Source organism: Mesorhizobium sp. M2A.F.Ca.ET.067.02.1.1 (genome assembly GCF_004023285.1).
Lineage (GTDB): Bacteria > Pseudomonadota > Alphaproteobacteria > Rhizobiales > Rhizobiaceae > Mesorhizobium.
The window spans coordinates 1-21,147 of the sequence record NZ_RZSB01000029.1 but is presented as its reverse complement, the minus strand read 5'-3'; the positions used below and the strand labels follow the sequence as shown (position 1 = coordinate 21,147).

At 59.9% G+C, this 21,147-nt stretch carries 18 protein-coding genes; 14 read left to right on the top strand and 4 right to left on the bottom strand.

From position 1 onward, the window contains the following. The 9 genes from EOA28_RS05145 to EOA28_RS05105 form a co-directional block, all read left to right on the top strand. The coding region (locus tag EOA28_RS05145) for an ABC transporter substrate-binding protein (protein ID WP_210214920.1) at positions 1 to 624 on the top strand (624 nt) is incomplete at its 5' end. A gap of 108 nt (positions 625 to 732) precedes the next feature. Further along, a complete protein-coding gene (locus EOA28_RS05140; RefSeq protein WP_128314675.1) occupies positions 733 to 1,677 on the top strand; it encodes a sugar ABC transporter permease in 945 nt (314 codons plus the stop codon). After that, on the top strand, positions 1,664 to 2,548 hold the full coding sequence (locus EOA28_RS05135; RefSeq protein WP_127405632.1) for a carbohydrate ABC transporter permease: 885 nt from the start codon (positions 1,664 to 1,666) through the stop codon (positions 2,546 to 2,548). Before EOA28_RS05140 ends, EOA28_RS05135 begins: the two co-directional genes overlap by 14 nt. 80 nt (positions 2,549 to 2,628) lie before the next feature. After that, positions 2,629 to 4,227 (top strand): GMC family oxidoreductase N-terminal domain-containing protein, encoded by a 1,599-nt coding sequence (locus tag EOA28_RS05130; RefSeq protein ID WP_128314674.1) that lies wholly within the window; start codon positions 2,629 to 2,631, stop codon positions 4,225 to 4,227. A 177-nt stretch (positions 4,228 to 4,404) separates the two neighbouring features. Further along, entirely contained in the window at positions 4,405 to 4,881 is a 477-nt protein-coding gene (locus EOA28_RS05125) for a heme-binding protein (RefSeq protein WP_128314673.1), read from the top strand. A 59-nt stretch (positions 4,882 to 4,940) separates the two neighbouring features. After that, positions 4,941 to 6,200: an acyl-CoA dehydrogenase family protein gene (locus tag EOA28_RS05120; RefSeq protein ID WP_189341932.1), complete on the top strand. Its 1,260-nt coding sequence runs from the start codon at positions 4,941 to 4,943 to the stop codon at positions 6,198 to 6,200. Beyond that, positions 6,197 to 7,348, top strand: a complete 1,152-nt coding sequence (locus EOA28_RS05115) for a Xaa-Pro peptidase family protein (protein ID WP_128314671.1) — start codon at positions 6,197 to 6,199, stop codon at positions 7,346 to 7,348. Before EOA28_RS05120 ends, EOA28_RS05115 begins: the two co-directional genes overlap by 4 nt. Continuing rightward, positions 7,345 to 8,094: an SDR family oxidoreductase gene (locus EOA28_RS05110; RefSeq protein WP_128314670.1), complete on the top strand. Its 750-nt coding sequence runs from the start codon at positions 7,345 to 7,347 to the stop codon at positions 8,092 to 8,094. Before EOA28_RS05115 ends, EOA28_RS05110 begins: the two co-directional genes overlap by 4 nt. Before the next feature lie 35 nt (positions 8,095 to 8,129). Then, the gene (locus tag EOA28_RS05105) at positions 8,130 to 9,359 is read left to right on the top strand and encodes an amidohydrolase family protein (RefSeq protein WP_189341931.1); all 1,230 of its coding nucleotides are present in this window, start codon (positions 8,130 to 8,132) and stop codon (positions 9,357 to 9,359) included. A 255-nt stretch (positions 9,360 to 9,614) separates the two neighbouring features. Here EOA28_RS05105 and EOA28_RS05100 read toward each other — a convergent pair whose 3' ends face one another. Continuing rightward, positions 9,615 to 10,628 (bottom strand): Gfo/Idh/MocA family oxidoreductase, encoded by a 1,014-nt coding sequence (locus EOA28_RS05100; protein ID WP_128314668.1) that lies wholly within the window; start codon positions 10,626 to 10,628, stop codon positions 9,615 to 9,617. Between the two features lie 422 nt (positions 10,629 to 11,050). On the opposite strand from EOA28_RS05100, the gene EOA28_RS05095 reads away from it, so the two are divergent. The 4 genes from EOA28_RS05095 to EOA28_RS05080 all read left to right on the top strand — a co-directional run bounded on the left by EOA28_RS05095 (position 11,051) and on the right by EOA28_RS05080 (position 15,017). Beyond that, on the top strand, positions 11,051 to 12,310 hold the full coding sequence (locus EOA28_RS05095; RefSeq protein WP_128314667.1) for an ABC transporter substrate-binding protein: 1,260 nt from the start codon (positions 11,051 to 11,053) through the stop codon (positions 12,308 to 12,310). Between the two features lie 180 nt (positions 12,311 to 12,490). Further along, on the top strand, positions 12,491 to 13,336 hold the full coding sequence (locus EOA28_RS05090; protein WP_245499246.1) for a sugar ABC transporter permease: 846 nt from the start codon (positions 12,491 to 12,493) through the stop codon (positions 13,334 to 13,336). Next, positions 13,326 to 14,210: a carbohydrate ABC transporter permease gene (locus EOA28_RS05085; RefSeq protein ID WP_128314666.1), complete on the top strand. Its 885-nt coding sequence runs from the start codon at positions 13,326 to 13,328 to the stop codon at positions 14,208 to 14,210. The genes EOA28_RS05090 and EOA28_RS05085 overlap by 11 nt, the downstream gene beginning before the upstream one ends. Before the next feature lie 96 nt (positions 14,211 to 14,306). Beyond that, positions 14,307 to 15,017 carry a cytochrome b561 domain-containing protein gene (locus EOA28_RS05080; protein ID WP_128314665.1) on the top strand — a complete coding sequence of 237 codons (711 nt, stop codon included), beginning with the start codon at positions 14,307 to 14,309 and terminating at the stop codon, positions 15,015 to 15,017. A gap of 122 nt (positions 15,018 to 15,139) precedes the next feature. Here the strand turns inward: EOA28_RS05080 and EOA28_RS05075 are convergent, their stop codons facing one another. From EOA28_RS05075 to EOA28_RS05065, 3 genes are all read right to left on the bottom strand, one after another. Further along, on the bottom strand, positions 15,140 to 15,865 hold the full coding sequence (locus EOA28_RS05075; protein ID WP_128314664.1) for a ribonuclease activity regulator RraA: 726 nt from the start codon (positions 15,863 to 15,865) through the stop codon (positions 15,140 to 15,142). A 13-nt stretch (positions 15,866 to 15,878) separates the two neighbouring features. Continuing rightward, on the bottom strand, positions 15,879 to 17,522 hold the full coding sequence (locus tag EOA28_RS05070) for a hydantoinase B/oxoprolinase family protein (protein ID WP_128314663.1): 1,644 nt from the start codon (positions 17,520 to 17,522) through the stop codon (positions 15,879 to 15,881). A 76-nt stretch (positions 17,523 to 17,598) separates the two neighbouring features. After that, entirely contained in the window at positions 17,599 to 19,638 is a 2,040-nt protein-coding gene (locus tag EOA28_RS05065; protein WP_128314662.1) for a hydantoinase/oxoprolinase family protein, read from the bottom strand. A 319-nt stretch (positions 19,639 to 19,957) separates the two neighbouring features. On the opposite strand from EOA28_RS05065, the gene EOA28_RS05060 reads away from it, so the two are divergent. Continuing rightward, the coding region (locus tag EOA28_RS05060; RefSeq protein WP_189341930.1) for an aldehyde dehydrogenase family protein at positions 19,958 to 21,147 on the top strand (1,190 nt) is incomplete at its 3' end.

Genomic DNA, 21,147 nt, shown 5'->3' with positions numbered 1-21,147 from the left:
GAGCAGAACGAAGAAGCGCTTAAGAGCGACACCATGATCAAGGTCTTCGATGAATTCCGCAATATGAACAAGTATGTCGACCCGAACTACCCGGGCCGCGACTGGAACATCGCGGCCAAGATGGTGATGACCGGCGAGGCCGGCATGCAGGTCCTTGGCGACTACGTCAAAGGCGAGATGGTGCTGGCAAATCTGAAGCCGAACGTCGACTACGGCTGCGCACCGCCTCCCGGCAATGGCCAGACCTATCTCAGCGTCTCCACCGCGTTCGTCTTCTTCAAAGGCAAGGAGGCCTCCGTCGAGGCCGCGCAGGATGCATTGGCCGAGACCACGTTCGATCCCAAGGTCCAGCTCGGGTTCAACCTGAAGAAGGGAGCCACGCCGGCACGCTCCGACGTCGACGCCGCGGCGCTCGATTTTTGCGCGCAGGCCTCTTACAAGGCCCAGGTCGAGGCAGCCTCACACGGCCAGGCATTCCCGGCGATTTCGCATTTCGAGGCGTGGAGCCCGGCCAAGAGCGGCATCTTCATGGACGTGGTATCGACCTTCTTCGAGCAGCCGTCCATGACCTCGAAGGCTGCAGTTGAGCAGCTCGTGAACGGACTGAAGACGATCTCTGAATAATCAACACGCTCCCAAGCGGTCGTGCCGCGGGTGGTCGCCTCAGGGGACCAGCCGCGGCATGGCTATCGACCAGGGACAAAACTTCCTCATCGGTTGGCGGCAAAGCGAATGGATATGCTATCGCTGAAGTCCGAAATCTTGACGGTGCGTCCGTCTCTCGAGACCGGGCGTGTGCGGACATTCATCGGCAGACACGCGTCCCAGATCGCCCTCGCGCCTTCGGTCGCGATAGCGTCGATATTCGTCTATGGCTTCATGCTCTGGACGGCCTACATATCGTTCAGCGCTTCAGGGATGTTGCCGGACTATCATTGGGTCGGGCTGCGGCAGTACTACAATTTGTGGTCCAACCCGATCTGGGTGCAATCGGCGAAGAATATCTTCGTTTTCACATTTTTGTACATTCTGCTGACGACCGTGGTCGGTCTGTTTCTTGCTATACTTCTTGACCAGAAAATAAGAGCGGAAGGGGCCTTGCGGCTCATCTACCTCTACCCGATGGCACTTTCATTCGTCGTCACCGGAACGGCGTGGAAGTGGATCCTCAACCCCGGCCTTGGCATAGAACGTGTCTTGCGCAATTGGGGTTGGGAGGATTTTCGGTTTGACTGGTTGGTGAACCCGCGCTTTGCTCTCTACACTGTCGTGCTGGCGGGTGTCTGGCAGGCCTCCGGCTTCGTCATGGCTCTGTTCCTTGCCGGGTTGCGCGGTATCGACGAGGATTTGATGAAAGCCGCGCGACTTGATGGGGCAGGTGGCCCCTCGATCTATCGGCGCATAATCATCCCGCTTCTTGGCCCAACCTTCGTGACCGTTGCTGTAGTGCTGGTCCAGCAGGCGCTGCGGACCTTCGACCTTGTCGTCGCCCTCACCAACGGTGGGCCCGCCAACAGCACACAGGTGCCGGCGACCTTCATGTACAAGCAGACTTTCGAACGCTCTCAGCTAGGCGTCGGGGCGGCGAGTGCCGTGATGATCTTCATGACAATCCTGGCGATCGTCGTGCCCTATCTCTATACTTCAACCAGGAATGCCTCCGATGAGCACGCATGAAGTGGTGCTGGGGACCGGCCTGGCGCACAGGGTCACCCGCGTCATCATCTACGGCGCGCTTCTGTTCATGGCCGCCATCTATGTCTTTCCGCTTCTTGTCGTGGTGCTGACTTCGCTGAAGTCGCTGGAGGAATTGCGCGCCGGCACAATCATCGACTTTCCCACCGCCCCGACGATGCAGCCATGGTACCAGGCCATGTTCACCGCCTGCATAGGAACAAGTTGCAACGGACTGGCACCATATTTCGTGAACTCGGTGATGATGGTAGTGCCGGCTGTGCTGCTGTCGACCCCGATCGGCGCGGTCAACGGCTTCGCCCTCACCCATTTCAAGTTCCCGGGCCACAATTGGGTCTTCGCGTTTCTCTTGTTTGGTGTCTTCATTCCGCTGCAGATCGTGCTCATCCCATTGGCCTATGTGATGGGTTCGCTTGGCATCGCCAACAGCGTCGTGGGTCTGATCCTGGTCCATGTGATCTATGGCATTGCCTTCACAACGTTGTTCTTTCGCAACTTCTTTGTCACCGTGCCGCACGAGATCGTCGATGCAGCCCGCATGGATGGCGCCAGGTTCCTGCAGATTTTCCGTCGCATCGTGCTTCCCATCGCCATCCCAACGGTGGTGGTGTCGGTCATCTGGCAATTCACCCACATCTGGAACGACTATCTTTTGGCCACCACCTACACCTCCGGCCTGACGTCGCCTGTAACCGTTGGGCTGTACAACATGGTGGCGTCAACCACCGGAACGAAAGAATACAACGTCAACATGGCCGCGGTGTTCTTGACCGCTCTGCCAACCCTTTTGGTGTACGTCTTTGCCGGCCGTTATTTCCTGCGCGGTCTGGTCGCGGGATCCGTCAAGGGTTGAGCCGGGCCTGACCATCCGAGAAAGACCATCGTGAACTTGAAGCCACCGGACACCAGATCTGCTTGCCGTGAGAAAATGTCGTGACTGCAGTTTTTGATTTTATCATTGTCGGTGCGGGATCGGCAGGTTGTGTGCTGGCAAACCGATTGAGCGCCGATCCGGCAGTCAAGGTGCTGCTGCTGGAAGCCGGACCCAGGGACTGGAATCCCCTGATCCGAATACCGATTGGCGTGAACTATACGGTGGGCGGTCATTTGGATTGGCGGCTGACGAGCGAGCCGGAGCCAGGCGTCGACAACCGGCGCATCAAACTTCCACGCGGTAAGGTCCTCGGCGGATCGTCGGCGATCAACGGCATGATATTTGTCCGGGGACATGCCGAGGACTTCAACGAGTGGCAGCGGGCAGGCGCGACGGGCTGGGACTGGAATGGTGTCTTGCCTTACTTCAAACGCATGGAGACCTGGCAGGGGCCGGCTTCCCAGGATCGTGGCTCATTTGGGCCGATAACCGTCAGCTACGGCAACTACCGCACGCCTTTGTTCGAAGCCTTCCTCGAGGCCGGGCGGCAGATGGGCATGCCCGTTGTCGAGGACTACAACACCGGAAACCACGAGGGCTTCGACTGGGTCCAGTACAACATCGACAAAAGGCGCGGCGTTCGCTGTTCGGCCGCGCAAGGCTATTTGCGGCCGATCCGCCACCGCAAGAACCTGACGGTGGCAACGAATGCCCATGTCACTGGCCTCCTCTTGCAAGGGCCGCGCTGTACTGGTGTGCGCTACACCATCAAGGGCGTCGAGCACTCGGCTGCCGCCGCCGAGACGATACTGTCTGCCGGTGCCTATATGTCTCCCCATCTCCTGATGCTGGCGGGAATCGGCCCCGCCGAACAATTGCGCGCTGCCGGCGTTGATCCGATCCTGGACCTTCCGGGCGTGGGCGAGAACCTTCAGGACCACTGCGGCAGTCTTGCACAGTTCGCCTGCACCAAGCCCCTGACCTACTACTCGTTGAAGCATCCTGTCCGTGGCCTCAAGGCGGCGGCCGAATATGCTTTCAGGCGCACGGGCCCGATAGCCGTCTTCCCGATGTCGGTTCAGGCGTTCCTGCGCAGCAACCCTGCCGAGGAGCGACCAAACCTGCAGGTCCAATTCTATCCCGTGAGCCGCGACCTGAAATCTCCCAAGGGCGAGATCGCGACTTTCAATGCCTACACACTGCAGTTTGGCCTTATGCGGCCGAAGTCGCGGGGCCGCCTCCTGCTGCAATCAAGCGACCCCTTCATGGCGCCTCGGATCCAGCACAACCTTCTTACTGATCCGGCCGACGTCCAGGTCCTGACCGAAGGCCTGCGGCTGGCGCGTGAAATCAATGCCCAGCAAGCCTTCCGTGACTTCACCGGGGAAGAGCTCGACCCGGGCCTGCACATCCAGTCCGACCGCGATATCCAGGCCTATAACCGCCGCAACCTGTTGAACGAGTACCATCCATCCGGCACATGCAGGATGGGGACCGACGATATGGCGGTCGTCGATCCCGAATTGCGCGTGCGCGGCATAGCGGGCCTGAGAGTGGCGGATGCCTCGGTGATGCCTGTGGTGACCTCGGGAAATACCAACGCTCCCGCGATGATGATTGGGGAAAAGGCCGCGGCAATGGTTATAGGCGAGGATTAACTGCATGCGATCTGCGCCGGGACCGGCCGGCTGAAAAAACCTGACGCAGTAAGCCGAAAAGGCTTCAAGACATTGGAATAGAAGGAAGATCGCGCCGGAACGGCTGCGTTCGATGCTCGTTTGCGCCGCGTATGAACAAACCACGTGCATACAACGCAAGGTTTGAGGATTGGACCCATGGATGAAATTCGAGACCAGATCGAGGCAATTAAAAGAGAGACGGAAAGGCATGCATTCTCGTCGTTCAGCCAGGCCGATGCGCTGCGCGTTGGTAAGACCTTGCTCGGTCTGGCGGAGGACGAAGGGCTGTGCGTCGCGGTCGGCGTCGACCTCGGCGAACAGGTGATCTTCCGTGCAGCGCTGCCTGGCACCAGCGCTGACTATCAACATTGGATTGAAAGGAAATTCGCCACAGTAAGGCGCTTCGCCAAGGCTTCGATGCAGCTTGAGCTGCAGGCCAGGCTGGAGCCCGACTTCGCCAACCAGCGCGCCCTCGATCCCAGCCGCTACGTGCTTTGCGGGGGCGCGGTGCCGATTTGCGTGGGAAGCACCATGGTCGGTGCAATTGGCTGCGCGGGTCTCGCCTCCATCGATGACCACCGGCTGGTCATTCGTGCCATCGAAACATATCGAAAGGCCATTGACGGAAGCTGAGCCAAACTGCATACTGCATGCAATACGGCATGCCGGCCGGCAGGAAGGAAAGGGATCGGATGTATCCGTTCAAGTCAAACCCCGAAGACGCGCAATGGATCGAAAAGGCGAGAGCCCTCAAGGAGGTCTTTGCCCAACGCGCAAGGCAGGTCGACGAGGCTGGTGGCTGGCCGCAGGAGAACTGGCAAGACATCATCGACGGCGGCTTTCTGAGGCTTGGCGTGCCGAAGGAATATGGCGGGTATGCCAACGATGATGCCGGCTTCAGCAATGTGTGCCACGCTGTGGTCGAGATCTTCGCCTCGGCCTGCGGTAGCACCGGCTGGATCATTCAGAACCAGTATCACTGCTTTGGGCTGGTGGCCGCGCTCGGCAATGAGGAGCAGAAACGTCGCATCCTGGCCGATGTGGCTGAAAACGGAGCGGGCGTGGCCTCGGTCGGCAGCGAGGTCCAGCCGGGCCGCTCGCAGGTGGTGCCGCACAAGGACGGCAAGATTTCCTTCGCCTCGGATTTGACGCCCACAGAGGGAGGTTTCCTCGCGAACGGCTTCAAGGGTTTCACCAGCGGTGGTGCGGCGTCGAAATACCTGCTGTTTTGGGCCTTGGCCCCCGGGACAGATGATCCCGATGTCGGTGCGAGCGTCTTCGTGATCGAGTTGCCCAATCCGGGCGTCGAGTTCGTGCCCGGCTGGGAAGAGGCGATCGGCATTCGCGCATCGCTATCGGGCGGCGCCAAGTTCACCAATGTCTTCATTCCGTGGAAGAACGTTCTTGGCGAGCCCGGTGACTTCAACCAGAGCCATCCGTACACTTTCGAACTTGCCTACGCGGCGCATTCGCTCGGTTCGGCGCAGGGCATCTATGAGGAAGTGCGCGATGCGGTCGCGGCAAGAGCGTTCCTGCAGCAGGACGACACCAATATGTACTCGCTCGGCGAGATGGCCTCTGCGATCGCTGCGACGCGTTCGCAACTGTGGTACGCGCAACATCTCTACGACCAGAAGATGTGGGGCGAGGCCTCGCACGCAACTCTCATGGGCCTGCATATGGCCAAGACGACGGTGGGTTTGGTTTCGACCAAGGCCTTCGAAATCGTAGGCACGAGAGCGGTTTTCCGGTGGAGTTCCATCCCGCGCCTGATGCGCGATGCACGCGTCGCCACGCTTCATACGCGTGAAAGCATGATCATGAAGACCGTCGCCAAGACGGAACTGTCGCGGGACTATCACCCGAAGGCGAAATACGGTCGTCGGCTTCCCGAGAGCGAACGCAAGACCTGGGCCGATCTGGGCTTCCATTTCAACCGGGATGCAGCATGACGGGCGGCACCGCCAAGGCTGATAGCCCGCTGCCCTTGCTGCCCTTCGATCGGGCGGAATTCAGGAGACGGGTCAGCCGTGTTCTTGCGGAAATGGCTGATCGCGGCGCCGACCTGTTGCTCGTCGATCAGATCGACAGCCTGGCTTACCTGACGGGCTACGCCCACTCCGGTGCTCGCTACCAGGGTGCGCTGATCTCACTCTTGGGTGATGTGACCCTGCTGATCCGCTCGGCCGATCAGTTCGGGGCCCAGCGGCAGGCCACTGTGGACGCGTTTGTCACCTTTGACGATCACGAGGACGAAACCGCGCTCCTGGCGGGGCTCATCCGCGACAGCGGCACGAAAACGCTGGCCATCGAGACGGACAGCCATTTCCTGACCATCGAGCGATATGAGCGGGTCCAGGCAGTAAATCCCGGACTGAAATTCATCGACTTCGGAAAGGTGATCTGGGAACACCGCTTGATCAAGTCGCCGGCCGAGATCGAGGCGTTGCGCCGCGCCTGCGCGATAGCTGACGCCGCGATCCAGGCCGGAACCGACGCAATCGCCGTGGGCCGATCAGAACGCGAACCTGCCATCGCAACATACCGCAAGGCTATCAGCCTGGGAGCCGACAATGGTCGTGTGGCCGTGTTCGGATACGGCAGCACAGTCGCCAATATGCACGGCCGGCTGGGCGAGCGGATTATGCAGGCGGGCGAGCTCTACTTCATTGAGGCTGTTCCGCAGGTCTATGGCTATTCGGGGCGCATTGCCCGGCCGATGGCGGTTGGACACGTCTCTGATCGTCAAGGCGCGATTGCGCAGCGGGTTGTCGAGATCCAGGACGAATTCATCGCCGCCATGGTTCCCGGCGCCATTTCGGGCGAGATTGACCGCGTCGCCCGCGAGACCATGCTTCGCGAAGGCCTGAAGAAGACCTACCCACAGGTTTCGGCCTACACGCTCGGCTATCACGCCGCGCCCCGCACGTCCGATCATACCCGCATCTTCATGCCCAACGAGACCTGGGCACTCGAGCCGAACATGGTTTTCCACGTCATCCACTATTGCGAGGGCATGCCCTTCAGCGAAACGGTCCTGGTCACGCAAAACGGGCCGCTGCGTCTCACTCAGGCCGCCAGGGAGATTGCCGTCAGATGAGCCAAATCGGACAGCGCGTTCTCGTCGTCGGCGGTTCCAGCGGCATGGGCGAGGCTGGCGTTCGCGCTCTTGCCGCCTGCGGCGCGCGCGTCGTTATGGCCGACAGGAAAAAAGCGCCGGACGATCTGGGCGCTGAGCGGGTTCTCGAAATCGACATTGGCGACGACACGCGTATTTCCTCCGTGGTGAGCGAGGCCGGCGAAATCCTCGGCGGCCTGGATGCTGTCTGGAACAATGCCGGTGTTTGCCATGTCGGCACGCTCGAAAGCATGGAATTGGACGCTTTCGAGCTCAGCTTCGCGCTGAACGTTCGCGCCAATGCTCTACTGGCACGTGCCGCGCTTCCGCTGCTGCGTCAGGCCGGAGGCGGCAGCTTGCTTTTCACGGCATCGGCAGCATCGATCATGGTCGCCGAAGGTTCGTTGCCATACATCGTTTCGAAGTCGGCATTGCTGACGATGACCCGGCAACTCGCGCTGGAATATGCCCGCGACAACATCCGGGTGAACGCTCTTTGCCCCGGTTGGGTGGACACGCCCTTCAACGCCCCAGCCTGGGAGATGTTTGGCGGGCGGGAATCTTTCCTCCAGAAGGTGCCGGAGCTTGTCCCTTTGCATCGTATGGGGACCGTCGAGGAATTCGGCGCTATCGTTCGCTTCATTCTCTCGGCCGATGCACGCTTCATGACCGGACAGGCGGTCGTGGTCGATGGCGGGGAGTCGTTGATAAAGGGCCCGACCCGCTGATGGGTGGATGGCCAGGCGCACATACGGGAAAATCAATGAGCGATATCGTCATCACCAACGCCACCCTGCTCGATCCACGGGACGCAACGTTGCGTTCAGGCCAGCAGATCCGGATCGAGGGCCAAAAAATTGTTGAGGTCGCCGGCTCGGTTGGCGTGGCCCAGGGAGCGACCAGAATTGACGCCGGAGGTCGCGTCGTGATGCCCGGCCTTATCGATGCACATGTCCACGCGATGGCCTATGTCAACAACCAGGTGACGCTGGCCAACACTGCACCCTACCTCGTCGCGGCGCACGCCTCGAAGATCCTTGCCGACTACCTGCGACGGGGCTTTACTACCGTGCGCGATTCCGGCGGCGCGGATGCGGCGCTCGCCGATGCCACACGCCTCAATCTGTTTCCTGGTCCGCGCCTATTCGTACCGGGGCTGGCGCTGGCGGTCACCGGCGGACTGGGCGATTTCCGGGTTCGGACCGAACATGATCAAGGCTGCCCGCATTGTCGCAGTACGCGCAACATCAGCCGTGTCGTGGATGGCGTGGATGCAGTCCGCCGGGCAGTGCGCGAGGAGATCGCGGCCGGTGCTCATCAGATCAAGTTGATGGCCGGGGGAGGCAACTCCGGGAAATCCTCGATTTACTCGCCGCATTTCTCACTGGAAGAACAACGGGTCGCCGTGCAGGAGGCGGCCGATTTCGGCACATATGTGATGGCGCACTGCTATGGCGTTGATGTTATCCGCCGCGCGCTCCAGGCTGGGGTACGCACTATCGAGCACGCGAACCTGATAGACGAGGATACCGCGCGCCTGGTGGCCGACAAAAACGCCTACGTCGTGCCCACACTATCTACCTTCGAGGCCAGCATCTTCTACGCCGACCAACTGGGCACGCCCGCACATATCGTCGAACAGGTCAAGATGATGCTGCGCCGTGGCGTCGAAGCAGTAAAGATCTGCCGCGACGCCGGCGTCAAACTGGGATTTGGTACCGACCTGGAAGGCGTCATGCATCATTATCAACTGCATGAGTTCAAGATCCGCTCCGCGGTCGAAACGCCCGCCCAGACCTTGCATTCGGCCACAATCGTCAATGCCGAGATCGTGCGGCACGAGGGCAAGCTCGGAGAACTTATCCCGGGCGCCTTCGCCGACATCCTGATCGTCGACGGCAATCCGCTCGAAGACATTGGCGTCTTCCAGGAGGACGGCAGCGGCATCCGTGTCACGATCAAGGACGGCTACCTCCACAAACGTGAAATCTGAGCGGCCAACGGCGCTCATTGCGGTCGACCTGGCGGAGAACCACATCATGGGGGAACCGCCCAAGACACATGTCTCCTTCTCCCTCTTCGGCGCCCCTGTCTATTCCCGATGAAGCGAGGCTGCGCCTTCAACGCGGCCCGGTGATGATTGTCGATCTGAGGGCAATCAGGGCGAATTATCGACTTCTGGCATCCAAAACCTGAGGAACGACGGCTGCCGTTGTGAAGGGCAACGGCCATGACGCGCAACCGGGTCTCACACTTGTTCGATTAACACGGTCTGACCTGTGGCGGCCGATTGGGCCACCGCCTTTGCCAACTTCACACTCCAAACGCCGTCCTCGCCCGTCGAGGAGGGCCGGCCTTTCCCTTGCATAGCGGCCATGAAATCGGAAACACCGCGGTCATAAGTGACCTTGAGTTCAAGAGGTATGTCTTGCTCACCGTCGGATGTTCGCAAAACGACGCTGCCGCCGGGGGCCTGTGACATGACGTCGATGCCAAGAATGCTGCCGGCCGAGCCATGGATTTCTACGCCGCGCGGGCCGTGACCGACGACAAAGCTGTCGTGGCATTGCACCAAGATGTCGCCTGGGAATTCCCATACCGACATGACGCTATCCTCGATCCCGTTCGCCCCTTCGCCAGACGCACTCGCCAGCGCGGTGATCCTGGTGGGATTGCTGTCCAGATAGAATCGAAGGAGATCTCCATTGTGCACGGTGATATCGTAAATAACCCCCGCGCCCGCGCTTTTGTCGAAAAGCCTCCAAGTCTTTAGGCTCTGGGGTAACGCTCCTGCGTGGAAGATACGAATGGAGTTGATTTTTCCTATAGCTCCCTCGCGCAGAAGCCGCTTTATCGCTCGGTGGCTCTCCATGTTGCGCAGATGATGGTTCGTAGCGAGTACGACGCCTTTGCGTTCAGCTGCCTCAACGATCGATTGCGCGTCTTTCGGCTCCAAAGCGAGCGGTTTTTCACAAAGCACGTGCTTGCCGGCTTCGATGGCGGCCAGCGCCTGCGACAGGTGCTGATCGTTTTTGGTGCTGATGTAGACCGCGTCGATTTCTCGATCGCTTAACATCGGCACAATCGAGTCATAGGCGTCAGGAATACCCATCTGGTCCGAGAATGCTTGGGCGCGACTCAACTCGCTGCTGACGATAGCTTTAACCCTGCCCAGCGGATGCTTGCGTATGGAATTGACCATCCACTCGCGTGCGATGGTGCTGGCGCCGATCAGGCCCCAAGAGACCACTTTCTCGTTCATTACGATGTACTCCTTCACTCCCGCAGAGCTGCGGGACCCTCGTTTGCCCGATAATTTGTCCGACCGGATTATTATTTGTCAACGTGCCGCCGAATGGAAAAGGTCAGGCAAAGGCAATCATTTCCCGATTTTTCTGTGATTTAATGCGGACTTAGCTCGATTCTGTATGTGTATTGAATGCCTGTCTGGCCTCCGGCTTAGGTGGCCTCTCGGATTTCAGATTGACATATATGTAATAAAAGCTAACGATAAGTCAGACATCTGGAGCCGGTGGCCTGAGACGGCAACTCTGAACACAGGGCGGCAGTGTCGGCGTCGGGAAAGGCGGCGCGCGTGTTGTCAAGAAGAGGCGAAAGAGACGCCCAAAAACCGCAACCAACATCCTTGTATCGCAACCGTAGTTTCACCAAGGGGAATGAGAAATGCTTAATCGGAATCTGGTTCTTGCGACGGCCTTGTTGCTGTCCGGTTCGACATCGATGGCGCTGGCGAGCGGTCCGAACGTGGAGGTTATGCACTACTGGACCAGTGGCAGCGAGGCAGCCGGACTGAATGTGCTCAAGAAACTTCTGGAGGAGCGTGGCGTCACCTGGAGCGACTCGCCGGTGGCCGGTGGCACCGGGATGAACATGGTGCAGGTGCTGCGCGCCCGCATCGCATCCGATACCGCGCCGGCCGCAGCGCAGATGCACGCTCAGCAGGTCCAGGCCTGGGCATCCGAGGGTGTGCTAACCGACCTGACGGACCTCGCCAAGAAGGACGACTGGGCCAAGGTGATTGCTCCGGAACTTGTTCCTCTGATTTCTCATGACGGTTCGTATGTCGCGGTTCCGGTGAACGTGCACCGTTCGAACTGGCTCTGGTACAACAAGAAAGTCTTCGATTCCGCCGGCCTGCAGCCGCCGACAACCTGGGACGAATTCAACGAAGTTTCCGAAAAGCTTCTCGCCAAGGGCGTGACGCCGCTGGCCCTGGGGGGTCAGCCCTGGCAGGAGTTGGATCTCTTCGAGAATGCCGTTCTTGGCATCGGCGGCGCCGACTTCTATCGCAAGGCTGTCATCGATGAGGACGAAGCCGCGCTTCGCAGCGACACGATGGTCAAGGTTTTCGACCAGCTGCGTAAGATGAACAAATATATCGATTCCAATTATCCCGGCCGCGACTGGAACCTTGCGACCCAGATGGTGATCAAGGGTGAAGCTGGAATGCAGATCATGGGAGACTGGGCGAAAGGCGAGCTGTCGCTTGCCAACCTGCAGCCCAACGTCGACTACGGCTGTGTGCCCGCCCCGGGGACCAAGGGAAGTTACGTCTGGCTGACCGACAATTTCGGCTTCTTCAAGACCAAGGACAAGGACAAACAGGCCGGCCAGCTCGCCATGGCGTCGGCGATACTGGACAAAGATTTCCAGGAGGCCTTCAACATCAAGAAGGGGTCGATCCCTTCGCGGATCGACGTTTCCATGGACAAGTTCGATTTCTGCGGCAAGGCCGCCTTTGCGGATCGGGCCGAAGCCCAAAAGAGCCAGAAATCGCTGCCGTCGCTCGCACACAATGCCGCGGCCGGCGCAACGAAAACGGGCGTCTTCACCGACGTCGTCTCAACTTTCTTCGAGACGCCCAGCGTGACCTCGCAACAGGCCATCGACCAACTCGTAACCGGCCTTAAATCCGCGCAGTAGCGGACCAGATCGAGGTCAGGCGACGATCGCGGCCGCCCCAACCAAGCTGCGATCGTCGGCCTTCGCGAGACGAAAGGATTCCTGGTGTCAACGACTTTCCCGGTCCAGCAAATCGCGAAGCGCGGGCAATGGCGTGAGGGCTCCGGCGCCAAGCTCTGGCTTGCCCGCAACGCGTCCCAACTGGCGTTGGCCCCATCGGTCGCTATCATCCTTCTGGCGGTCTACGGCTTCATGGTGTGGACGGGGGTGGTGTCGTTCACAGCATCCAAGATGCTGCCTTCCTATGAATTTGTCGGCTTCGACCAATACTGGCGCCTCTGGAGCAATCCGATATGGCGGATCGCCGTCGACAATATTTTTATTTTCGCGATCCTGTTTATCGCGATCGCATCGATCATCGGAATGGCGCTGGCGATCCTGGTCGATCAGAAGATCCGCGCCGAGGGCCTCTTCCGAACGATATATCTCTACCCGATGGCGCTGTCGTTCATCGTGACAGGAACCGCCTGGAAGTGGATCCTCAATCCGGGCCTCGGCATCGAGCGAATGGTGCGGCTATGGGGCTGGGATAGCTTCCGGTTCGACTGGTTGGTGGACCCCCGGTTTGCCATCTACACGCTCGTCATTGCAGGGGTCTGGCAGTCATCCGGATTCGTTATGGCCCTGTTCCTCGCGGCGCTCCGAGGAATCGACGAGGATATCACCAAGGCCGCGAGGCTTGATGGGGCCGGCAGCTTTCAAATCTACCGGCGCATCATCATACCGCAACTCGGGCCAGCCTTCTTGACTGTGTTCGTCATCCTGACGCAGCAGGCAGTGAAAAGCTTCGACTTGGTGGTGGCGCTGACCGCCGGCGGCCCTGGAAACAGCACACATCTTCCCGCAACGTTCATGTACATGCAGACATTTGGTCGAGACCAGATGGCAGTGGGCGCCGCCAGCGCCATGATGATTTTCATGACAGTCACCGCAGTCGTGGCACCATACCTTTATTCCGACGTGAGGAAACAACGCGATGACGCATGACAGCATCGTTCTCGAAAGGGGAGGGCGGTATCATCTCAGGCGCGTATTCATCTATTGCTGCCTGATGTTCATCGCGGCTGTCTATCTGCTGCCGCTCGTTGTCGTGGTATTTACGTCTCTCAAGAACATCGACGAGATACGCAACGGCTCCTTGCTTTCGCTGCCGAAGGCGCCGACCCTGGGGGCCTGGCAGGAAGCCTGGTCCGCCGCCTGCATTGGCCTTCAATGTTCAGGTTTGAAGGGCTTCTTTCTCAATTCAATGATCCTGATCGTCCCCGCTGTCGGGTTGTCAACCGCGATCGGAGCCATAAACGGTTTTGCGCTCACGCATTGGAGGTTTCGCGGGTCCAACGTTATATTCGCCTTGCTCCTTTTTGGCGTATTCATCCCATTTCAGATCATCCTCATTCCAATGGCTCGTTCGCTCGGCGCGGTTGGCCTGGCGAACACTATGCCCGGTCTCATATTGGTTCACGTGGTATATGGGATCCCTTTCACAACGCTTTTCTTCAGGAATTATTTCGTCTCTTTGCCTTCGGAATTGGTCAAGGCCGCAAAGGTAGATGGCGCGGGTTTTTATCAAACCTTCTTTAGGGTCATCCTGCCCATTTCAATCCCTTGTATCGTCGTTGCGGTGATCTGGCAGTTCACCAATATCTGGAATGACTTCCTTTTTGGCACGACATTTACATCCGGCGACAACGTTCCGGTCACCGTAGCTCTGAACAATATTGTCAACACGACCACCGGTGTGAAGCGCTACAACGTCGACATGGCGGCAGTCGTGCTGACCGCGCTGCCGACGATTGCCATCTACGTTCTCGCTGGGAAGTACTTCCTTCGCGGCCTAATGGCCGGGTCCGTGAAGGGGTAGGTAGACCCGGCAAGTTTTTGGGTTCCTGGCTCCTGGCGCGTCAGCAACGGCGCCAGGCGGCTCAATAGATCTGCGCGCCAGACGGATGACCAACACATGGACGCTCCTACCACTTTGCAATTGCCATTTGGCTTCGCACTCAAGGCGCATTGGGAATATCACGCCTGGCTGATGTTCACGATCTGGATCGTTCTGGTGCCCGGCATTGTTCTCCTCACCCGGTACGGCAAGCCGCCGCCCTCTCGCGAAGGCATACCGAAGGGAAGCCCTAGACTTGGTCGCAAGCTCTATTGGTTTACCGTTCATCGCCTGGGACTTTCCTTGCTTGCCTTCAGCAGCCTTTGCGGAGGGTCGATCGCCTTGCTGGTGAACGGAGGCTTGAGTGCCACGATCCACGCAGTATTTGGCATTGCAACCGTTGTCCTCGGCATTCTCCAGCTTGTGAGCGCGCGCCTTCGCGGGACCCATGGCGGCCCCGATGCATTCACCCAGAGCGCCACGAACGCCACCGTCGATCGGGGCGACCATTATGACATGAGCCCGCAACGCCGATGGTTCGAGGCCTACCATAAGATTGTCGGGTACTTCACCGTGGCCCTGGCGCTGGGCGCGGTCGTGACCGGCCTGTCTCAGTACTGGATCTCGAGCCTAGCTATCGGCCTCGGCCTCGCCCTTATCATATGGGTGGTGACTATGATCGTCCTGGAGGCCAGGGGATTCCACCACGACACATATCTGTCGAACTTCGGCACCGGAGCTCGTCACCCGTTCAACAAGCTTCGGATCGATCAGATGAATGGTGACTAAGACCAGGGACCGCTGTGGGAGCATCGGCCGTTGGCTGTCGCCACAGTCAGAAAGGCGGCGGGCTGCGGAGGGAGGATCGCAGCCCGCCAAGCCGGCCTCGGGAGGAAGAGGCCGCCTTAGGTCTAGCGTCCTGCCTTCTTGCGCCAGACGTCATATTTTTCTTGGTTTTCCGGTTTGGTGCAGGGGTAGAGCCCGATGATCGACGCGCCACCACGGACCTCCTCCAGGACGAAATCCTCGAAGCTTTCCATCCCGGTGCATTCCTCTGCAATCTCGTCGGCGAGGTGAGCCGGGACCACCATCACGCCGTCCTTGTCCCCGACGAGGATATCGCCAGGGAAGATCGGCGCATCCCCGCACGAAATGGGCACGTTGATGTCCAGTGCTTCATGATGTGTCAGGTTGGTTGGCGCGGACGGCCTGGCGTAGTAGGCGGGCATGTCCAGCGCGCCTATGCCTTCAGCATCGCGGAAGCCGCCATCCGAGACCACGCCCGCCGCGCCGCGCAACGCCAGCCTCGTGATCAAAATAGAACCCGCGGTCGCAGCCCTGGCGTCCTTGCGCGCGTCCATCACGAGGACATGGCCGGGTGGGCAAGTCTCCATCGCCACGCGCTGCGGATGTTCCGGATTCCGAAAAACGGTGATCGGATTGCGATCTTCGCGCGCGGGAATGTAGCGCAGTGTGAATGCCGGGCCGACCATGTTGTCCTGTTTGGGCGCAACTGGAACGACGCCCTGAATGAACTGGTTGCGGAGCCCTCGCTTATAGAGCGCCGTGGCGATCGACGCTGTGGATATCTTCTTCAGCTTCGCTCGCGTTTCGTCAGATAAGTTATGTTCGCTCATGCTTTCCTCGGGTTCACTGGGTTAGACCGTTTTGGCGATCGGCGGCGACGCTGCCGGCATCGCGCTCGGCCGCGGGGCCATAGCCGCCCCCACCGGGCGTTTCGACGACAAGCCTGTCGCCCGCGGGTACCAGCTGCTTGCCTTTGCCCTTGAGGGATCTGCCAGACTTCAGCGCGACTTTCCCTGGAGCACCGTCTTCGCCGCCGAAGCGGCCGCGTGCGGGGTTCTCGATGCGGTCCAGGGCTGCGTAGATGTAGAACGGATGGTCTTCGCGATGACCAATCTCGATGCTTTGACCGAGACCGCCACGAAATTTGCCAGCTCCGCCCGAACCGGCACGCAATTCCTTGCGCCAGAAAATGAGTGGGGTCAGGGTCTCGAGGATCTCGACAGGAACACCAGAAACTCCCGACGGGAAGGCCGTCGCATTTAGCCCATCAAGCCGCGAGCGGGCTCCGGTGCCGCCGGTCTGAACCGACAGCGCCGAGAAGCGTCGCGTCCCTGCGATGCCTTGGGTGAGGCATGCGTCATGCGCGTCTTCAAGGATAAGATTCCACAGAGCTGACGCACCCTCGGCCAAAACGTTCTCGGGAACCAGTTGCGCAAGACAGCCATAGACCACGTCGGGAAGCATCTGGCCGATGACGTGTCGCGACGATACCGGCGCAGGGCGCTGGGCGTTGACGATCGTCGCTTCGGGAGCCGTGACGGTCACGACGGAAAGCGAGCCCGAATTGTTCGGCACCTCAGGGAAGAGCGCGCAGGCGATGGCATAGGTCGAATAGGCCTGGGCATAGCTGATCGGCACGTTAATGCCGCGCGCTGAAAGTCCTGATGTGCCAGTAAAATCTACCGTGATGTGGTCTTCGGCAATCCGGGTTGTTGCCTTCAAGGTGACCGGCCGGTCATAACCGTCGATCACCATCTCGGCCTCGGCCGTGCCTTTCGGAATTGCGGCGATCGCCTTCAGGGCTGCGTCGCGTGAGCGCCTGACAATCTGGTCGCAGAGCGCAGTCAGATCGGTAAGATGAAACTCCTCCAGCATGTCAGCCAGCCGGCTCACTCCGATCTGATTGCAGGCGGCGAGGGACATCAGATCGCCTTCGAGTTCAGCCGGGTAGCGCGAATTCGAGCGCGCGAGGGTTATCAGGGTCTGATCGATCTCGCCCGCTTTTATCATTGCAAGCGGAGGGACGTAAAAACCCTCCTCGAAGACATCGCGGCCGTCTGGGCCAAAGCCGATGCCTCCGACGTCCATGAAATGACAAGTGGATGCAAAAAGCCCAACCAGATGGCCCTTGTAAAAGGCGGGCGTCACCGCGACGAAGTCATGCAGATGGCCCGTCCCCATCCAAGGATCGTTTGTGATATAGACGTCACCCTCGCGCATCGTGCCTGCGGGATAGCGGCTCAGGAAGTGCAGCACCGAGGCGGCCATCGTATTGACATGCCCGGGCGTGCCTGTAACCGCCTGCGCGATCATGCGGCCGTCGGGGTGGAAGTAGCCGGCAGAAAGATCGCCCGATTCGCGGACGATCGGGCTGAACGCCGTGCGGCGCAAGGCCTGGGCCTGTTCCTCGACGACGGCAATGAGGCGGTTCCACATAATCTGGAACTCGATCTCTCCTATCTGCTGGATTTCAGGGCTGACGGTCATTTGTCGCTCCTTTGCGATCGGACTGTCGGGCCGCCTGTGCGGCAAGATTGGTCAGGACCAGATGACCGAATGCATTTCATTCGACACAAAAATCCCTCGGAACGACTGTGTTGGTCTCCCGCTCGGTAATGACGAGCGGCCCAGTCAGGACGATGCCCGGGCCAAGCTCGGAGCGTTCGTAGACAGGAGCGTGGACGGTGCAGCCATCGATTTCGGTGAAGGGGATCTCGCCCGACGGTTCGATCTTCCGACAGCTGCCACTTGAGAGGTCATCTACCGCGAGGACAGGTTGTTCGGCAGATGCGGTTACCGCCCATGTGAGAACCTCAATCTCGTGATTGGGCAGGAAGCGACCGAAGACCTCTTTGTATCGCCGATCGAATGCCTCCTTCAAGGCCGCGCCATCGATCCCGCCATCTGCCGCGAATGGCAGATCGACCTCGAGCTCGTGGCCCTGCCCGACATAGCGCAGGAACGCTGAGACGTGCGCCTTGACGGGTTGGCCCCCCGCTGCCGGAGCAACCACGGCGCTGGCTTCCTGCTTCATCTGTGCGATGAGGTCGGCAGTGGCGGCATTGTTGACGCGGTCCAGCCGGCTATGGCGGCTCCGCACGACCTCGTAGGCCAACGGCGCCTCCAGAAAGCCGATGGCAGATCCCACGCCGGCTCCCTTGGGCACGATCACATTGACCAAGGACAGTTTCCTTGCCAGTTGCGCTGCGTGCATCGGAGCGGCGCCGCCAAAGGCGATCATTGCGCGGCGCCGCAGGTCCTTGCCGTGCTCGGCGGCATGGACCCGGCTGGCATTTGACATGTTCTCCTCGACGATTGCGGTGACCGCGGCGGCGGCCTGGACAGGCGTCAACCGCAACTTATCCCCTACCTCGCTGGATAGCGCTTGCTCGGCTAGGTCGCGCCGCAAGACCATGCGGCCGTCCGCGAATTTTCGGGTGTCGATCCGTCCCAAGACGAAATCACCGTCGGTGACAGTCGGCCGACGGCCGCCGATTCCGTAACAAGCCGGCCCCGGCTCCGAAGAGGCACTCTCAGGACCAACCGTGAGGCGCCCCATGCTGTCGACCTGGGCGATCGAGCCGCCCCCCGCGCCGATCTCGACCATTTCGATCACGGGTATCCGGACCGGCAGGCCCGAACCCTTGAGGAACCGCTCGGTCCGATCCACCTCGAAGCTGCGCGATTTCAGTGGCTGGCCATGGTCGATCAGACAGATCTTGGCGGTCGTCCCCCCCATGTCGAATGAGACGATGGCGTCAAGGTCGCATTCCTTTGCGATCTTGGCTGCAAGGATTGCCCCACCGGCCGGGCCGGATTCGACCAAGCGGATCGGGTAATCGGCGGCCTGGTCGACGGTCGTGAGCCCGCCGCCCGAGGTCATAAGCAGGATCGGCGCGTTAAGTCCCTTTTGCGCCAACTCAGCTTTGAGCCGGCCAAGATAACCGGCCATGATTGGACGGATATAGGCATTGGCAACTGTGGTCGAGGTGCGCTCGTACTCACGAATTTCGGGGCACGTCTCGGACGAGATACAAAAATAGACGTCGGGCAGCATAGCCGACAGGATTTCCCGCACGCGCAGTTCATGCGAGGGATTCGCATAGGCATGGATCAACGAGACGGCGATCGATTGAACGCCTTGCTCCTTCAACCAACGCGCAAGTGCGGCGACATGTGTATCATCGAGCTCGAGCAGGACGCTTCCATCGGAGGCGACCCGCTCTGGAATGGTGAAGCGCAAGCCGCGCCCGACCAACGGCTGTGGCTTCTTGATGAAGATGTCGTACTGGTCATGCCGGCTTTCCGAGCCAATTTCGATGGTGTCGCGGAAGCCTTGCGTGGTGATCAGTGCCGTCTTGGCACCGCGGCGTTCGATGATTGCGTTCGTCGCCAATGTGGTACCGTGGAGGAAGACGTCCAGGTCACCGAATCCAAGCCCCTGCGTTTCCAGCAGGCCCTGCACGCCGTCGATAACGGCGCGTTCGGGCGCTTGATGGGTCGTCAGGATTTTGGTCGAGGCGCGGACGCCGCCGATCTCGATGACGATATCGGTGAAAGTGCCGCCGATGTCGGCAGACGCTCTGTTGACGCGGGAAACCATCACCACTCCATTATCGGCAGGCAGTTTTCATATTTGTAATTTTTCGGACTAGTTGTCAATCAATCTTGCGCGCAGACTGACGCGCAGCCTCTCTGGCCGTAACCTGTCGGGCCAGCGTATAGCGATTTTGCTGCCGCTGCAGCAATTGCGAGCCCGTGAAATGTGCAGCCAACCATTTACAGTCAGCTGATTTTTAAAATATGTGACCAGCGAAGGCTGTTGACAAATATGTAATTTTGTTGCCCGCTTTGCGCAGGGTTGAGGCGCGCTTCGACACCTTCGGTCAGGGCGGGCGCAGACTGGAATGCAGGGATCTGGAATGACTTCTGGTTTTACTCCGCCGAAAGCGGTCAGACAATTTGGAAACTGGGTTGACGGCGCGTGGTCGTTCAGCCAAGGCGGGCAGAGTGTGTCGGTCAACCCGGCCAATGGCACGCCGGTTTCGCTGTTGCATGAGGCGGGGGAGGGCTTGGTCGATCAGGCTTGCGTGCGTGCTCACGCTGCCTTCGAGGCCGGATGGCGCCTGTCGAGTGGGGAGCAACGCTCCAACGTGTTGCTGCGCACCGCCACTCTAATTCGCGAAAACGTCGATGAACTGGCCTGGTTCGAGATGGCCGAAAGCGGCAAGCCACACAAGCAGGCGAGGCTCGAGATCGAGCGGTCGGCCATGCTGTGGGAATTTGCCGCCACGCAGGCCCGCTCTCTTACAGGCGACAGTTTTGGCGGCCTGGGTAAGGACTATTTGGCCTTGACACTGCGCGCGCCAGTAGGCGTGGCCGGCATCGTGACGCCCTGGAATTTTCCGTTCTTGATCATCAGCCAGAAGCTGCCGTTCGCCCTTGCAGCCGGCTGTGCGGCTGTCGTGAAGCCATCGGAACTGACTTCCGCCACGACACTGCTCTTGGGTCCTATCCTCAAGCAGGCGGGCCTGCCCGATGGGGTGTGCAACATCGTGACCGGCAGCGGCAGGCTGACCGGGGAGGCTTTGCTTAAGCACCCGCTGATTCGGATGATCTCCTTCACCGGATCGACGGCGGTGGGCAAACACGCCATGGAAATCGGCGCTCGGATGCTGAAGAAGGTTTCACTCGAGCTAGGCGGCAAGAACGCCCACATCGTCATGAACGATGCCGATCTGGGGGCCGCGCTCGACGCAACCTTGCATGGAGCCTTTCTCAACGCCGGCCAATCGTGCAATCAAGGTGGTCGTATCCTGCTCCAGAACGGCATCGCCCGGGATTTCACGCGCAAGTTCATCGAGGCCGCGCGGTCCATCCCCGTCGGCGACACGCTGCGCGACGACGTGCTGATGGGTCCGATCATCAGCGAAGCACAATATCGCAAGACTCTGGGCTACATTGAGATCGGCAAAGCCGAAGGCGCGACGCTTGCCCTTGGCGGCACGTATCGGGAAGAGGCGGGGGGGCGCTACATCGACCCGACCGTTTTCACCGAGGTCGCATCCAGCATGCGGATTGCCCAGGAGGAAATATTCGGTCCAGTCTGCAC

Bases quoted from the DNA above. Each gene is read 5' to 3' on its own strand.
- EOA28_RS05140 (WP_128314675.1), top strand. From the start codon at position 733: ATGGATATGCTATCGCTGAAGTCCGAAATCTTGACGGTGCGTCCGTCT.
- EOA28_RS05135 (WP_127405632.1), top strand. From the start codon at position 1,664: ATGAGCACGCATGAAGTGGTGCTGGGGACCGGCCTGGCGCACAGGGTC.
- EOA28_RS05125 (WP_128314673.1), top strand. From the start codon at position 4,405: ATGGATGAAATTCGAGACCAGATCGAGGCAATTAAAAGAGAGACGGAA.
- EOA28_RS05120 (WP_189341932.1), top strand. From the start codon at position 4,941: ATGTATCCGTTCAAGTCAAACCCCGAAGACGCGCAATGGATCGAAAAG.
- EOA28_RS05115 (WP_128314671.1), top strand. From the start codon at position 6,197: ATGACGGGCGGCACCGCCAAGGCTGATAGCCCGCTGCCCTTGCTGCCC.
- EOA28_RS05110 (WP_128314670.1), top strand. From the start codon at position 7,345: ATGAGCCAAATCGGACAGCGCGTTCTCGTCGTCGGCGGTTCCAGCGGC.
- EOA28_RS05105 (WP_189341931.1), top strand. From the start codon at position 8,130: ATGAGCGATATCGTCATCACCAACGCCACCCTGCTCGATCCACGGGAC.
- EOA28_RS05100 (WP_128314668.1), bottom strand. From the start codon at position 10,628: ATGAACGAGAAAGTGGTCTCTTGGGGCCTGATCGGCGCCAGCACCATC.
- EOA28_RS05095 (WP_128314667.1), top strand. From the start codon at position 11,051: ATGCTTAATCGGAATCTGGTTCTTGCGACGGCCTTGTTGCTGTCCGGT.
- EOA28_RS05085 (WP_128314666.1), top strand. From the start codon at position 13,326: ATGACGCATGACAGCATCGTTCTCGAAAGGGGAGGGCGGTATCATCTC.
- EOA28_RS05080 (WP_128314665.1), top strand. From the start codon at position 14,307: ATGGACGCTCCTACCACTTTGCAATTGCCATTTGGCTTCGCACTCAAG.
- EOA28_RS05075 (WP_128314664.1), bottom strand. From the start codon at position 15,865: ATGAGCGAACATAACTTATCTGACGAAACGCGAGCGAAGCTGAAGAAG.
- EOA28_RS05070 (WP_128314663.1), bottom strand. From the start codon at position 17,522: ATGACCGTCAGCCCTGAAATCCAGCAGATAGGAGAGATCGAGTTCCAG.
- EOA28_RS05065 (WP_128314662.1), bottom strand. From the start codon at position 19,638: ATGGTTTCCCGCGTCAACAGAGCGTCTGCCGACATCGGCGGCACTTTC.